Annotated in this window: 13 protein-coding genes; 12 read left to right on the plus strand and 1 reads right to left on the minus strand. The window is 62.4% G+C overall.

Features of this window, described 5'->3' with window-relative positions; translation table 11 throughout:
- The 11 genes from RDL77_RS18245 to RDL77_RS18295 form a co-directional block, all read left to right on the plus strand.
- Window positions 1-414 (plus strand): NlpC/P60 family protein (locus tag RDL77_RS18245; RefSeq protein WP_288194118.1); only part of this gene is annotated, 414 nt, incomplete at its 5' end.
- Between the two features lie 12 nt (window positions 415-426).
- On the plus strand, window positions 427-4248 hold the full coding sequence (locus tag RDL77_RS18250; RefSeq protein ID WP_288194119.1) for a glycoside hydrolase/phage tail family protein: 3822 nt from the start codon (window positions 427-429) through the stop codon (window positions 4246-4248).
- Window positions 4249-4276: 28 nt separating this feature from the next.
- Window positions 4277-4495 (plus strand): hypothetical protein, encoded by a 219-nt coding sequence (locus tag RDL77_RS18255; protein WP_223611376.1) that lies wholly within the window; start codon window positions 4277-4279, stop codon window positions 4493-4495.
- Window positions 4496-4594: 99 nt separating this feature from the next.
- Window positions 4595-4894: a hypothetical protein gene (locus tag RDL77_RS18260; RefSeq protein WP_374042749.1), complete on the plus strand. Its 300-nt coding sequence runs from the start codon at window positions 4595-4597 to the stop codon at window positions 4892-4894.
- A gap of 52 nt (window positions 4895-4946) precedes the next feature.
- On the plus strand, window positions 4947-5618 hold the full coding sequence (locus RDL77_RS18265) for a response regulator transcription factor (protein WP_223611375.1): 672 nt from the start codon (window positions 4947-4949) through the stop codon (window positions 5616-5618).
- A gap of 79 nt (window positions 5619-5697) precedes the next feature.
- Window positions 5698-7041: an ATP-binding protein gene (locus tag RDL77_RS18270; RefSeq protein WP_223612369.1), complete on the plus strand. Its 1344-nt coding sequence runs from the start codon at window positions 5698-5700 to the stop codon at window positions 7039-7041.
- Window positions 7042-7129: 88 nt separating this feature from the next.
- Entirely contained in the window at window positions 7130-7567 is a 438-nt protein-coding gene (locus tag RDL77_RS18275; RefSeq protein WP_288194122.1) for a hypothetical protein, read from the plus strand.
- 98 nt (window positions 7568-7665) lie between these two features.
- Complete coding sequence (gene ccmI, locus RDL77_RS18280) at window positions 7666-8844, plus strand: c-type cytochrome biogenesis protein CcmI (protein ID WP_374042750.1); 1179 nt, start codon at window positions 7666-7668, stop codon at window positions 8842-8844.
- Complete coding sequence (gene ccmE, locus RDL77_RS18285) at window positions 8844-9290, plus strand: cytochrome c maturation protein CcmE (RefSeq protein WP_288194125.1); 447 nt, start codon at window positions 8844-8846, stop codon at window positions 9288-9290. Before ccmI ends, ccmE begins: the two co-directional genes overlap by 1 nt.
- Entirely contained in the window at window positions 9287-11281 is a 1995-nt protein-coding gene (locus RDL77_RS18290; RefSeq protein ID WP_288194127.1) for a heme lyase CcmF/NrfE family subunit, read from the plus strand. Before ccmE ends, RDL77_RS18290 begins: the two co-directional genes overlap by 4 nt.
- Entirely contained in the window at window positions 11278-11757 is a 480-nt protein-coding gene (locus RDL77_RS18295) for a cytochrome c-type biogenesis protein (protein ID WP_288194129.1), read from the plus strand. The genes RDL77_RS18290 and RDL77_RS18295 overlap by 4 nt, the downstream gene beginning before the upstream one ends.
- A 10-nt stretch (window positions 11758-11767) precedes the next feature.
- Here RDL77_RS18295 and RDL77_RS18300 read toward each other — a convergent pair whose 3' ends face one another.
- On the minus strand, window positions 11768-12634 hold the full coding sequence (locus tag RDL77_RS18300; RefSeq protein ID WP_288194131.1) for an MBL fold metallo-hydrolase: 867 nt from the start codon (window positions 12632-12634) through the stop codon (window positions 11768-11770).
- Between the two features lie 185 nt (window positions 12635-12819).
- Here RDL77_RS18300 and RDL77_RS18305 point away from each other — a divergent pair, with 185 nt between their 5' ends.
- Window positions 12820-14355: a Do family serine endopeptidase gene (locus RDL77_RS18305; RefSeq protein ID WP_223611369.1), complete on the plus strand. Its 1536-nt coding sequence runs from the start codon at window positions 12820-12822 to the stop codon at window positions 14353-14355.
- Window positions 14356-14499 lie beyond the last annotated feature (144 nt).

Consider the following 14499-nt stretch of genomic DNA (forward strand, 5'->3'; position numbering starts at 1 on the left):
GTTGTCGCCGAAGCGCGCCGCTGGATTGGTACGCCGTACCGGCATGGCGGCTCCACGCTCCACGTCGGCTGCGATTGCCTTGGGCTGGTGCGCGGCGTCTGGCGCACGCTTTACGGATGCGAACCGGAGGCGATTCCCGTCTATTCCGCCGACTGGGCGGAAGCCGGCCGCGGCGATCCGCTTGTGCAGGCAGCGAGGCGTCACATGGCCGAGAAGGCCGTGCAGGATGTGGACACGGGCGATCTCATCCTCTTCCGCTGGCGTGACGGCATGGCAGCCAAGCATCTCGGCATTGTGACGGGCGAGGAGCGCTTCATTCACGCCTATGAGGGGCACCGGGTCATCGAATCGGCGCTGGTACCGCAATGGCGAAAACGCATCGCGGCGGTCTTCGCCTTTCCCGTCCACAGATAGGAACCACCCGGCATGGCCACGCTTATTCTTCAAGGAGTCGGAGCCTATATCGGCAGTGCCGTGACTTCGCTGGGCGCCTATCTGATTGATCGGGCTTTCTCCGGCACAAAGCATATCGAGGGTTCCCGGCTGGCTGCCATGAAGCCGATGACCGCCGAGGAAGGGGCCGCCTTGCCGAAAGTCTACGGTTCCGTGCGGCTGACCGGCACCCTGATCTGGGCGACGCGCTTCGATGAGGTGAAGTCCAGGCGCCGGAGCGGTGCCAAGGGCGGACCGAAGGTGACGGAGTATTCCTATGTCGGCAATTTTGCCATTGCCCTGGCGGAGGGTGAAATCAGCCTTGTCAGGCGGATCTGGGCCGACGGCAGGGAAGTGGACCAGAATGCATTGACCCTGCGCGTCCACAAGGGCGGTGCGTCGCAATTGCCCGACCCGCTGATCGAGGCGAAACAGGGAACCGGCAACGCGCCGGCCTATCGCAACACCGCCTATGTGGTGTTCGAGCGATTTCCACTTGAGATGTATGGCAATCGCATACCGCAATTCCAGTTCGAGGTGGTGCGCGCTGTCGGTGCACTTGCCCGCGATCTCAAGGCGGTCGCGCTCATTCCCGGGGCCACCGAATTCGGCCTGTCGCCGACGCCGGTCACCTGCGAGCCCGCACCCGGCGAAACGCGCGGCCTGAACCGCAATTGCCTGCGCGGCGCGACCGACTGGCAGGCTTCGCTCGACGAATTGCAGGCGCTTTGTCCGAGCCTGGAAAACATTGCCATTGTCGTGCCGTGGTTCGGCACGGATCTGCGCGCTGGCCATTGCCGCATCCGGCCGGGCGTGATGGACCGCGAGGGCTATGACGAAAGCGAGGCATGGCGGGCGGGCGATGTCGCCCGCGACGAGGCCCATCTGATGTCGCGCAGCGGCGATTGTGCCGCCTATGGCGGTACGCCGTCGGATCGCAGCGTGACCGAGGCGATCCGCGCAGCGAAGGCGCGGGGCTTGAAAGTGACGCTCTATCCGTTCCTGATGCTTGATATCGCCGCCGATAACACATTGCCCGATCCCCATGGCAGCCCCCGGCAGGCGGCCTATCCGTGGCGCGGCCGCATCAGTTGTCACCCCGCACCCTATCGACCGGGCAGCAGCAACGGCACGGCTGCGGCCGCCGCCGAGGTCACCGCTTTCCTGGGGGCGGCCGAGATCCGCTCGTTCGGAACCGATGAGGGATCGGTGATCTACCATGGTGAGGGCGATGACTGGGGATATCGGCGCTTTATCCTGCATCTGGCCCATCTCGCCGTTTGCGCCGGCGGTGTGGATGCGTTTCTTCTCGGCTCGGAACTGTGCGGTCTGACGGGTATCAGGGGAGAGGGCGACAGTTTTCCCTTTGTCTCCGGCCTGTGCACGCTGGCGGGCGATGTCCGCACCGTGCTCGGCAGTGGCTGTCTTTTGACCTACGGTGCGGACTGGACCGAATATTTCGGTCATCACCCGCAGGACGGATCGAACGACGTTTTTTTCCATCTTGATCCGCTGTGGGCACATCCGGCCGTCGGTGCGGTCGGGATCGACAATTACATGCCGCTCAGCGACTGGCGCGACGAGGACTACAGCGCCCCGAGCGCCAGTGGTTTTTCCGGCCCCTATGACCTAGCGGCGCTGCAAAGCCAGATTGCCGGCGGCGAGGGTTTTGACTGGTATTATGCATCGGATGCGGATCGAACCGCACGGCGGCGCACGCCGATCACCGACGGCTCGGGCAAGCCTTGGGTCTACCGCTACAAGGACATCGAGGCCTGGTGGAAAAACCCGCACTACAACCGCAAGGGCGGCGTCGAGAGCGCCAATGCCACGGCGTGGCAGCCTATGGGTAAGCCGATCTGGCTGACGGAACTGGGCTGTCCGGCGGTCGACAAGGGCGCCAATCAGCCCAATGTCTTTCCCGATGCCAAATCCTCCGAGGGGGCGTTTCCGTATTTTTCCGATCACGGCCGCAGTGACCTCGCGCAAAACCGTTTTCTGCGTGCCCATCTAGACCATTGGCGCAGCCATGGCGGCGCCATGCTGAATACGGGCCGCGTCTATGTCTGGGCCTGGGATACGAGGCCGTTTCCGGAATTTCCCCTTAACCGCAAGCTCTGGTCCGACGGCAACAACTGGACCTCGGGGCATTGGCTGAACGGCAGGCTTTCCGGGGTCGCGCTCGATGAGCTGATCGGCGCTGTTCTCGCCGATTTCGGCGTTGCCGGGGTGGATGCGAGCGCGGCGGATGGTTTTGTCAGCGGTTTGATCGTCGAAGAGCCCGCACATGCCCGGTCTGTCCTTGAGCCGCTGCTGGAGGTTTTCGGCATCAACGCCTTCGAAGACGGTGCGACGCTGGTGTTTCAAAGCGCGGCGCGTATGCCCGTACAAACCGCACTGATCGATGAATTCGTCGAGCCCGATGACAGGGGGCCGGTGCAGCGAAAGCTGCATGAAATCATGGAGCAGCCCGCCCGGGTCGAAATCGCCTATCGCGATCCGATGCTCGACTATCAGGTGGCGATGGCATCCGCCGGCAGGCCGGACGGCAAGGGAACGGAAAATCTCGCTGTTGCGGCCATGCTTGAGGCGGGTCAGGTCAAAGGCCTGGCGGAGGACTGGCTGCAGGCACGCCGTGCCGCCCGGCGGACCATATCGTTCGAATTGCCGTGGAAGCATGCCGCATTGAAGGTGGGCAGCCGCATCCGGCTGGATGGCTCCATGCCAGTCAAGGATTATCTCGTCACCTCCATTGAAGACGGGGCAACCCGCCGTGTCGAGGCAAAAGGCCTGCCCCGACATGTGCGGCATGCGGACAGGGCGGGATTGCCCGCTTCAACGGGGGTGGCAACGACGGTGTTCGGCCGTCCGCGTTTTCATCTGTGCGATCTGCCGATGTGGCCGGGTGCTGAAAATCCGCTTGATCAATTGCGGGTTGCCGCCTTTGCCAGTCCGTGGGCTGGCGCATCCGTGCATGCCTCGCCGGAAGACACCGGTTTTGAGGCGCGGGCCGCGCTGCCGGAGCGGGCGGTGATGGGCAGGCTGGCGGAAACGCTGCCGGGCGGTGTCAGCGGCCGGCTGCTCGGCAATGCCGGTCTGGAGGTCGATCTTGACTTTGGCGAGCTGCGTTCAACCACGCTGCCGCAGCTCTTCAACGGGTCGAATTCGGTCCTTCTGGCATCCCCCGACGGTCAATGGGAAATCCTGCAATTCCTGCATGCCGAGGAGGTTGCTGCCGAGCGATGGCGTTTGTCCGGCCTGCTGCGCGGGCAATGCGGAACCGAGCGGGAGGCGCTGCAGCCGCGGGAAAGGCATACGCCCTTCATCCTTCTGGACGGTGCGGTGATGCCGGCGGGATTGAAAGCCCGGGAAACGGGCTTGGCCTTGCGCTGGCGCATTGGTGCGGCGGGCCAGGATTTTTCCGACCGCTATTTCAGCACGGTCCCAATGACCGGAAGCATCCGGGCGCTCGAGCCGCTCGAACCTGTCCACCTCAGCGGCAGGACAGATGAGCAGGGCAATCTGCATATTGCCTGGATACGGCGCGGGCGCATCGATGCGGACAGCTGGCTGGCTGCGGAAATTCCGCTGGGTGAGGAGCGCGAGGCCTATCGGATCGAAATACGCAACAGCGGCAAATTGATCCGGTCGGCCGAGGTTGCACGACCGGAATGGCTTTATCCGGCGGCGCTGCGCCTGGCGGATTTCGGCAGTCTTGCAAGCGCAGTCGATTTCAGCGTTGCCATGATTTCCAGTGCAGCCGGTGCGGGAAGATTCGCCCGTACGATTTTCAACATGCAGACAAAAGCCCTTTAAAATCAAACTGTTTCAAAAGGAATTGATTATGACCAATGAAAAACAATGGTACCTGTCAAAGACCATCTGGGCAGCAATCGCAACGATCGTCCTGTCATGTTCAAGCTTCTTCAATGTGTCGCTGGATCATGACCTCGAGGCCCGGCTTGCCGATACCATCATGCAGTTTCTGACGGCGCTCAGCGGCATCGCCGCGCTTTTTGGCCGGTTGAGTGCGACGGCGCTCATTTCACGTAAAGAAATATAGTGTTAAAAGACGTGACCTGTGGCAAACCTGTTATCAAGGGCTCACGCCACGTCCAACTGTTCATGCATCGTTCAGACTGCGATTGATAATAATAGCGCCATGATGAAACACACACTTTTCTCCTTGCCCCTAGCGGCCCTGATTTCAGCATCCGGCGTGCTTCATGCCGGGGCTGTTCCGATTGCACCCGATGCATCGCAGAACGGTGCGTTGCTTCAGCTGGCTGCAGCCGACTGCTCGCAGGTCGGCCAGCAGGTGGCCCAGTCCCAGGGAGGCACCCTGGCGCGCGCCACCTCGCAGACGCAGAACGGCCGCGAGGTTTGCGTGGTCGTGGTGCTCATTCCCGGCAAGGACGGTGAACGTCCGCGCCGCGTCGAGGTTGCGGTTCCAGCGAACTGAGCCGGATGCCGTTTGATCTGTTGTTCAGCCTGTCCGGCGGGGAAAGTTGTGCATGAGAATACTCATCGTTGAAGATGACCGTGATCTGAATCGCCAGCTGGTCGAGGCAACGACCGAAGCCGGCTATGTGGTGGATCACGCTTTCGACGGCGAAGAGGGGCATTTTCTCGGCGATACGGAACCCTACGACGCGGTGATCCTCGATATCGGCCTGCCGCAGATGGACGGGTTGACGGTGCTGGAGAAGTGGCGGCGCGACGGGCGCATCATGCCCGTGCTGTTGCTGACGGCACGCGACCGCTGGAGCGACAAGGTGGCCGGTATCGATGCCGGGGCCGATGACTACGTCGCCAAGCCGTTCCACATCGAGGAAGTGCTGGCACGTTTGCGCGCGCTGATTCGCCGTGCGGCGGGTCATGCCTCGTCGGAAATCACCTGCGGCCCGCTGCGCCTTGACACCAAGACGTCGAAGGCGGCGGTCAACGGCACAACGTTGAAGCTGACCTCGCACGAATTCCGCCTGTTGTCCTACCTCATGCACCACATGGACGAGGTCGTTTCGCGCACCGAACTGGTGGAGCACCTCTACGATCAGGATTTCGACCGCGATTCGAACACGATCGAAGTGTTTGTCGGGCGGCTGCGCAAGAAAATGGGTATCGATCTGATCGAAACCATTCGCGGCATGGGCTATCGCATCAAATCCCAGGACACCAAGGCCTGACGGGCAGGAGCAGGGCACACGCGTGATCATACGGCTGACCCGCTATCTCCCCAATGTCCGGTCACTCTCCCTGCGTGTCATCCTCTTCTCGACACTGTGGACCATCGTATCCTTCGTTGCCATCGCGACCATCATTTCGGCGCTCTATGGCGAAGCGCGCCAGCACAGCTTCCAGCAGCTGCTTTCGGCGCATCTGTTCAGCGTCATCGCCTCCGTCAGCGTGAATGACGGCACGCTGGTCGGACGGCCGGACCCCGGCGAAGTGCGCTATTCCAGCCCGTTTTCCGGCTGGTACTGGTCCGTCGACCCGGTCGCGGACAATCTCAAGGGTTCGCTGCGGTCGATCTCGCTCGGCGGAAAGAGCATCGATTCCCCGTCAACCCTGATGGTTCCCTTCGACACCTCGTTCCAGCGTTCCTATACGGAACCCGGCCTGAAGGGCGAACAGCTCTCCATTGTCGAAACGGAAGTGGTGCTGGATGCGGAGAACCGTGTCGCCCGGTTTCGTGTGATGGGCAATCTGAGCGAGCTGGAAGGCGAAATCGCCGATTTCCGCAACACGCTCTATTTCTACCTCGGCGTTTTCGGCATTGCCGGAACGCTGATCAATGCGGCGGTCATCCTGTTCGGCTTGCGCCCGCTTGACCGCGTACGCCGTTCGCTCGCCGATATCCGCGAGGGCAAGGTTTCGCGGCTTGACGAGGATCTGCCCATCGAGATTGCGCCGCTGGCGCGTGAAATGAATGCGCTGATCGAAAACAACCGCCGCATCATGGAGCGCTCGCGCACGCAGGTGGGCAATCTCGCCCATTCCCTGAAAACGCCCCTGTCGGTTCTGGCCAATGAAAGCCGGACGATTGGCGGTGTAAAGGGCAAGATCGTCGCTGAACAAAGCGCGGCCATGCAGGTGCAGATTCAGCACTATCTGCAGCGGGCCCGCGTGGCGGCGCAGCGCGACAGCGTGGTCTTTCGCGCGTCCGTCACCCCGATCCTGACGCGTCTCGTGCGTGTCACCGCCAAGCTCAATCCGGGCATGGATATGCGCTTCGACAACAGGATGCCCGATGCCGTGTTTGCGGGCGAGCAGGAAGACCTTGAGGAAATCGTCGGCAACCTTCTGGAAAATGCCGGGAAATGGGGACGCAGCGCCATCCGGCTTACAGTGTCAGCTGCCAATCGGGAAACCATGGACAATGCTTTCGATATCAGCGTCGAGGATGACGGTCCGGGTCTCGCGCCCGGCCAGATCAAGGATGCACTGACGCGCGGAAAACGCCTGGATGAGAGCAAGCCGGGAACCGGCCTCGGGCTGTCCATCGTCCATGACACCGTGCGCGAATATGGCGGAACGCTGCGCCTGGAACGCAGCGAGGACCTTGGCGGCTTGCGCGCGCGGATCACGCTTCCGGTGGCCGGCGACTGAATGGCGCTTGCAACCGCACGCCCAATCGGGTCATAAGTAATTGCCAGCTATTGCCTTTGTTGCGAGGCCCCGTAAAAACGGACCCATGATGAAATCCCAGATTGCTCTTTCGCTTATTGCCGTTCTTCTTCTCTCCGCGTGTTCGACCACGTCCGGCGCCAAGGGCGGAGGCACATTTGCCCGCCTGACCGGCAAATCGTCCCAGCCGGCGACCTCGGGCGTGCTTGCGCCGCTCGGCAATGGCCTGCTCGGCAGCCGCCTGGCGGCTTCGCTCGATCCGGCTGACCGCAAGAGCGCGCTTCAGGCCGAATATCAGGCTTTGGAATATTCGCCGGCCGGCAAGGCTGTCGACTGGAAGAACAGTTCGGGCAGCCGCAGCGGCGAAGTGGTGGCGGCGCAGCCCTATCAGGTCGGTTCGCAGAACTGCCGCCAGTATACCCACACCATCCGCATCGACGGAACGCCGCAGACGTCCCGCGGGACGGCCTGCCGCAACGAAGACGGCAGCTGGACGCCGCTGATCTGACGCTTCCCTAGCCCGATCATTTGCCCGCTTTGCGGCGAATTGCCCTAGCCATGAAATCCATTTGGATTTTACGGCGCTTGCAGACTATGTCTCAACGCATGGTTTTCTGGATTTCTGCCGCACTGTTGACCGTTATCGCAACGCTCGTGGTGCTATTGCCGCTGACACGCCGCGTCAAAACAAGCGTGTCGGACAACACATATGATGTCGAGGTTTACCGTGACCAGTTGCGGGAGCTGGAGGCTGACGAGAAGCGCGGCGTCATCGATGCGGCCAGCAGCGAACAGGCGCGCGCTGAAATCAGCCGGCGTCTGCTGAAGTCGGCGGCAGCCGCCGAAGCCGACAAAACGGTCTACCGCCCGCAGAAGAGCCCCCCCCGCGAATGGCTGCCGCGGGTGCCCGTGCTGCCCACCCCGCTGCTTTCCGGGAGCATTTATGCCAAGCCCGGCTCGCCGGATCTGCCGGCGCAGCCGCTGGCCGAGCGCCTGTCCCGTCCGGCGGATCAGGCGACACCCGCCGAACTGATTGCCCGTGCCGAAGCGCATCTCACCCTCAATCCCGATGACGGGCAGGGATGGGAAGTGCTGGCGCCGATCTACCTGCGCACGGGACGCCCCGCCGATGCGGTGACCGCATACCGCAATGCCATCCGCCTGAACGGTGACAGCGGTCCGCGCCAAATGGGTCTGGGTGAAGCGTTGAGCGCCGTAGCGGGCGGCACGATGACGCCCGAGGCGGAAGCCAGTTTCAACCGGGCGCTCACGCTCAATCCCGGCGATATGCGCCCGCAGTTCTTCATCATCAACGGCTGGATGCAGCAGGGCAAGCTGGTTGAATCGCGTGACCTGATCCGCAAGCTGCTGGTCGATGCACCCAGCGACGTGCCGTGGCGCGACGAGGCGCAGGCGGCGTTGACGCGGCTCGACAAGGAGATCGCCGGCGATGCGCCCGATGTCAGCGACATCGACAGGGCGACAGGTCCCGACGCGTCGCAGGTCGAGGCGGCGGCCGGGATGAATGTGCAGGATCGCGCCGCCATGATCGAGGGCATGGTCTCCAGCCTTGCCGAAAAACTCAAGCAATCACCCGACGATGTCGAGGGCTGGGAAAAGCTGGTCCGGTCCTATGTGGTTCTCAACCGCCCCAACGATGCGCTGGAAGCGCTGGCGAATGCTCGCAAAGTGTTGAGCACCGACAAGGTTGCGCGTCTCGACGCAGTCGCCGATGATCTGGGGCTGGTGGAACAACCCGGCGACACGCCGCGGGAGAAGAAATAATGACGCGCAAGCAGAAACGGCTTTCGGTGATCGGCGGCGCCCTGGTGGTGCTGGCCTGCGCGGCCGGCCTGGTGCTGTTTGCGCTGCAGCAGCGGATCGCGTTTTTCCGCATGCCTTCGGATATCGCCGCTGCGGACCTGCAGTCGCAATCGCGGTTCCGGCTGGGCGGCCTGGTTGAAAAGGGCAGTGTGGTGCGCGGCACGGGCACACGGATCACCTTTGCCGTCACCGATCACATCAAGAGCGTTCCCGTGACCTATGACGGTATCCTTCCCGATCTCTTCCGCGAGGATCAGGGCGTGGTGATCGAGGGCACGTTTGCGCCGGGCGGCGCATTTCAGGCGGACAGTGTGCTTGCCAAGCATGATGAAAACTATATGCCCAAGGAAGTTGCCGACAGTCTGAAGGCCAAGGGCGTCTGGCAGGGGGAGAACAAGCAGCCATGACCGTTGAGCTCGGACATTTCGCACTGGTTCTGGCGCTCGCCCTGTCCATCGTGCAGGCCGTGGTGCCCGTGTGGGGTGCGCGGCGCAATGACGACCGCATGATGGCCGTTGCCGTTCCTGCTGCCTTCACGGTCTTTGCCCTGATCGCACTTGCCTTTGTCGCACTGACATCCGCCTACATCGTGTCGGATTTCTCCCTGCAGAATGTCTGGGAGAACTCGCATTCGCAAAAGCCGATGCTGTACAAGATCACCGGCGTCTGGGGCAACCATGAAGGCTCCATGCTGCTGTGGGTGCTCATCCTGACGTTCTTCAGCGCCCTGGTTGCCTTTTTCGGCAACAATCTGCCGCCTTCGCTCAAAGCCAATGTGCTGGGCGTGCAGGCCTGGATCGGCTCGGCCTTCCTGCTGTTCATCGTTGCAACATCCAATCCGTTCACACGCACCAGTCCCGCGCCGATCGAAGGACAGGACCTCAACCCGATCCTGCAGGACATTGGTCTCGCCATCCATCCGCCGCTGCTTTACCTCGGCTATGTCGGCTTTTCCGTCTGCTTCTCCTTTGCCGTGGCAGCGCTCATCGACGGGCGTATCGACGCCGCCTGGGCGCGCTGGGTGCGGCCATGGACGCTGACGGCCTGGATGTTCCTGACCGGCGGCATCGCCATGGGTTCCTACTGGGCCTATTACGAGCTTGGCTGGGGCGGCTGGTGGTTCTGGGACCCGGTTGAAAACGCCTCGTTCATGCCGTGGCTGGCGGGAACGGCGCTGCTGCACTCGGCCCTGGTGATGGAAAAGCGCTCGGCCCTGAAAATCTGGACTGTGCTGCTGGCCATCCTGACCTTCTCCCTGTCGCTGCTCGGCACCTTCCTCGTCCGCTCGGGCGTCCTGACCTCGGTGCATACCTTTGCCACCGATCCGGGCCGCGGCCTGTTCATTCTTGCCATTCTCGTGCTTTTCATCGGCGGATCGCTGGCGCTGTTCGCACGCCGCGCCCAGACGCTCGCGCCGGGCGGGTTGTTCCAGCCGATCTCGCGGGAAGGGGCGCTGGTGTTCAACAACCTCTTCCTGACGACGGCTGCTGCAACCGTGCTGATCGGCACGCTCTATCCGCTGCTCCTGGAAACATTGACCGGCGAAAAGATTTCCGTCGGGCCGCCGTTTTTCAACATGACCTTTGGTCCGTTGATGATCCCGCTGCTTGCCGCCGTGCCGTTCGGACCGCTTATGGCATGGAAGCGCGGTGATATTCTCGGCGTCGCGCAGCGGCTGATGATGGCATTCTTCCTCGCCCTGCTGGTGGTGGCCGTGGTTCTCTACAAGACCTCGGGCACGGCGATCTTCTCGGCGTTCGGCATCGGCCTGGCGTTCTGGCTGATGCTGGGCGCACTCACCGATCTTTCCCTGAAAGCCGGTTTTGGCAAGGCACCCGTCAGCATCATGCTGCGGCGGCTGGCCGGCCTGCCGAAATCGGTGTTCGGCACCGCCTTCGCCCATTTCGGCCTTGGCGTCACCCTCCTGGGCATTGTTGTCGTCTCGACCTTTGCCACGGAAGACGTGACGGTGATGAAGCCGGGCCAGACCATCCGGGTCGCCGATTACACGCTGCGTTTTGACCGCATCGATCCGGTCAAGGATTCGAATTTCACCGAGGATCAGGGCAAGTTCACCATTCTCGACAGCGCGGCGCGGGAGGTGGACACGATGATGTCGTCCAAGCGCTTCTACCCCGTGCGCAAGATGCAGACCACCGAGGCGGGCATCAAGACATTCCTCTTCAGCCAGCTCTATGTCTCGCTGGGTGACGCCACGCCGGATGGCGGCATGGTCGTGCGCGTCTGGTGGAAACCCTATGTCACGCTGATCTGGCTCGGCGCGCTGGTGATGATGGCCGGCGGTGCCATGTCCCTGGCTGACCGGCGCCTGCGGGTCGGCGCACCCGGCAAGGCAAAAGCTGCCAAGCCTCAGCGGGCGAGGGGAGCCGTGGCATGAGACGCGCGCTTGCCGCGATTTTGCTGTTGCTGACGGCCCTGAGCTTCGCGGCGACCGGCGCACGCGCCGTCTCGCCCGACGAGATGCTGGCCAACCCGGCACTGGAGACACGGGCGCGCACCCTGTCCACCGAGCTGCGCTGCATGGTGTGCCAGAACCAGTCGATCGATGATTCCAACGCGGACCTGGCCAGGGATTTGCGCGTGCTGGTGCGTGAACGGCTGACGGCAGGCGATACGGACGAGCAGGTGCTCGATTTCATCGTCGCCCGCTACGGCGAATTCGTCCTGTTGAAGCCGCGCCTGATGCTGAGCACGATCCTGCTGTGGGGCTTTCCCGTTGCGGCGCTGGTTGCCGGTGCAATCGCCATCGTGGTTTCGATTCGCCGCCGCCGCCGTTCTCCTCTGGAAACGGCGCCGCTGTCCGACAGCGAAAAGAAGCAGCTCAAGAAACTCCTGGCTGCTTCCAACGATTGATCCGCAACCGCTATTTGCGATGCGCGCCGATGACCGATTCCACATTCTGCCTGTGGACCGGCTCGTAGGGTGCGTAATAGGTCAGCACGCCCGAACGGAAATCATCCGCGGTAAACGCCTGCAGGTCATCGCCAGCCAGCTCCGGCTCGTTGCGCAGGCGCATCAGCTTGCTGACATAGCGCCCCGTGGCGGCAATCAGCTCCGGTCCATAGCCGCCGGCCACGATCACATTCTCCGCGCCGTGATTGGGCAGGATTTTTTCGATATCCCAGGTTGAAATCCGTTCCAGATCGAGCAGGTGGTTTTCCAGCCGCTCCGGTTCCGCCACATAGGTGATCGGCTCTTCCAGCGCGTCGCCGGCAAACAGCAGCTTCAGATGCGGCAGGATCATCACCGTGCCGTCATGGCTGTGGATATCCACGTGGCGCAGCTGCACCGCGATGTCGCCGATCTTCAGGTCGCGCTCGCCCGTGAAGATGCTGTTGGGCATGACCAGTGGCCGGATGGGCGGCGTGCCGTTCTCCAGCCGTTGCCTGTTGTCGGTAAGCGCCTTGGCCGTTAGGTCATTGGCGATGATCTCGCAATCGGCAAACACCGCATTGCCCGCCACATGATCCACATGCCAGTGGCTGAGCACCACGCGGATGTGCCGCACGCCTGCCTCCTGCAGCGTGTTGCGGATCAGCGCCGCATGCTGGTTTGAAATACTGGTGTCATAAACCAGAGCTTCCTCGCCGGAAACGATGGCGTAGGAGCACAGGCCAAGCGTATAGGCTCCGTCATCCAGCCAGTTCGGATCGGCGGAATAGGCGCGCGCGCCGTCTATCCTGCCATCGTAAAATGCATAAACGCCCGGATAGGGCTGGTGCGTACGCATTGTGGATCCGAGCGGTGGCATTGATGGCATATGGGCTATCCTCCAGTGGCTGACGAATCGCAGCGCCAGAAAATTATCTTACAAATTTGTCATGTTGCGGAAATGGCGGCGTAACGTTCTTATCTGTATCACTGTTGGTTATTAAACGGTCGGATTTCCGATCGGGCGTCCAAGGAGAAAGTTTTATGTCTAACAATCGTACGTCCTCCACATACCGCAAGGGCATTGCTGCCGCGCTGCTCGCCTCGGCGCTCGCCGGGGGACTGCTGGCCACAGGCCCGCTCGCTGCCGTTGTGCCTGCGCAGGCTGAAGCCGTGCGTGTAGACGGCGCGCAGCAGCCCGGCTTTGCCGATGTCGTTGAAAAGGTGAGCCCCGCAGTTGTCAGCGTCCGGGTGAAGAGCTCCGTCCAGCAGACCGCCGATGACGGTTCGGGCATTCCCGGCTTCGATCAGCTTCCCGACAATCATCCGCTCAAGCGCTTCTTCTATGAATTCGGCGGCCCGAACGGCCAGCGCGGCATGCAGCCGCGCAAAGGTCCGCGCGATCACCAGAACCGTCCGGACCGCATGCGTCCCACCGCCCAGGGCTCGGGCTTCTTCATTTCGGAGGATGGCTATCTCGTCACCAATGACCATGTGGTCGAAGACGGCAGCACCTACACCGTTGTACTCAATGACGGCACCGAACTCGATGCCAAGCTGATCGGCAAGGACAAGCGTACCGATCTCGCCGTTCTCAAGGTCGACGACAAGCGCAAGTTCACCTACGTGTCCTTCGGCGATGACAACAAGATGCGTGTCGGCCAGTGGGTCGTTGCGGTCGGCAATCCCTTCGGTCTCGGCGGCACGGTGACGGCCGGTATCATTTCGGCGCGCGGCCGCGATATCGGCGCCGGTCCTTATGATGACTTCCTGCAGATCGATGCGGCCGTCAACAAGGGCAATTCCGGCGGTCCGGCTTTCAACCTGAACGGTGAAGTCGTCGGCATCAACACCGCGATCTATTCGCCGTCCGGCGGCAGCGTCGGCATCGCCTTCGCCATCCCGTCGACGACGGCCAAGATGGTCGTCGACCAGCTGATCAAGACCGGTACCGTCTCTCGCGGCTGGATCGGCGTGCAGATACAGCCGGTCAGCAAGGAAATCGCCGAATCGCTTGGCCTTTCCGAAGAGAAGGGTGCGCTGGTTGCCGAACCGCAGTCCGATGGGCCCGCTGCCAAGGCCGGTATCCAGTCGGGCGACGTGATCACCGCCGTCAATGGCGAGACGGTCTCCGATCCCCGCGATCTGGCCAAGAAGATTGCCGCGATCAATCCGGGCAAGGATGCCGAACTGACTGTCTGGCGCAAGGGCGAGGCCAAGTCGCTCAACGTGTCGATCAAGTCGATGCCCGGCGATGACAAGCAGGCATCGAACAAGGACAGCGGCGGCAAGCATCAGGATCCGGCTTCGGTGCTGGATGATTACGGCCTGACGGTTGTTCCTTCCGACGATGGCAAGGGTGTCGTGGTGACCGATGTGGATCGCTCCGGCGATGCCGCCGACAAGGGCATCACAACCGGCGACATCATCGTCTCGGTCAACAACAAGCCGGTCAAGAGCGGCTCCGACATCGATGCGGCGATTGCCGAAGCGACGAAGAGCGGACGCAAGGCCGTTCTCCTGCAGGTGCAGACCAACGACCAGTCGCGGTTCGTGGCCCTGCCCATCAACCAGGGCTAAGCGGACCGGATAGGATTGCAGCGGCGCTGCACCTGTCCCCCCGTTAGCGCCAAAGCAAAGGGCAGCAGATTGTCGACAGATCTGCTGCCCGCTTGCCGTAAAGGGTGCCATTGCTATGGTGCTTACCTCTGTCTCAAAACCGGC

The sequence above is a fragment of the uncultured Phyllobacterium sp. genome (assembly GCF_902479695.1).
GTDB lineage: Bacteria > Pseudomonadota > Alphaproteobacteria > Rhizobiales > Rhizobiaceae > Phyllobacterium > Phyllobacterium calauticae.

Excerpts from the sequence above, each read along its gene's own strand:
- RDL77_RS18250 (WP_288194119.1), top strand. The coding sequence starts at position 427 with ATGGCCACGCTTATTCTTCAAGGAGTCGGAGCCTATATCGGCAGTGCC.
- RDL77_RS18255 (WP_223611376.1), top strand. The coding sequence starts at position 4,277 with ATGACCAATGAAAAACAATGGTACCTGTCAAAGACCATCTGGGCAGCA.
- RDL77_RS18260 (WP_374042749.1), top strand. The coding sequence starts at position 4,595 with ATGATGAAACACACACTTTTCTCCTTGCCCCTAGCGGCCCTGATTTCA.
- RDL77_RS18265 (WP_223611375.1), top strand. The coding sequence starts at position 4,947 with ATGAGAATACTCATCGTTGAAGATGACCGTGATCTGAATCGCCAGCTG.
- RDL77_RS18275 (WP_288194122.1), top strand. The coding sequence starts at position 7,130 with ATGAAATCCCAGATTGCTCTTTCGCTTATTGCCGTTCTTCTTCTCTCC.
- ccmI (WP_374042750.1), top strand. The coding sequence starts at position 7,666 with ATGGTTTTCTGGATTTCTGCCGCACTGTTGACCGTTATCGCAACGCTC.
- ccmE (WP_288194125.1), top strand. The coding sequence starts at position 8,844 with ATGACGCGCAAGCAGAAACGGCTTTCGGTGATCGGCGGCGCCCTGGTG.
- RDL77_RS18290 (WP_288194127.1), top strand. The coding sequence starts at position 9,287 with ATGACCGTTGAGCTCGGACATTTCGCACTGGTTCTGGCGCTCGCCCTG.
- RDL77_RS18295 (WP_288194129.1), top strand. The coding sequence starts at position 11,278 with ATGAGACGCGCGCTTGCCGCGATTTTGCTGTTGCTGACGGCCCTGAGC.
- RDL77_RS18300 (WP_288194131.1), bottom strand. The coding sequence starts at position 12,634 with ATGCGTACGCACCAGCCCTATCCGGGCGTTTATGCATTTTACGATGGC.
- RDL77_RS18305 (WP_223611369.1), top strand. The coding sequence starts at position 12,820 with ATGTCTAACAATCGTACGTCCTCCACATACCGCAAGGGCATTGCTGCC.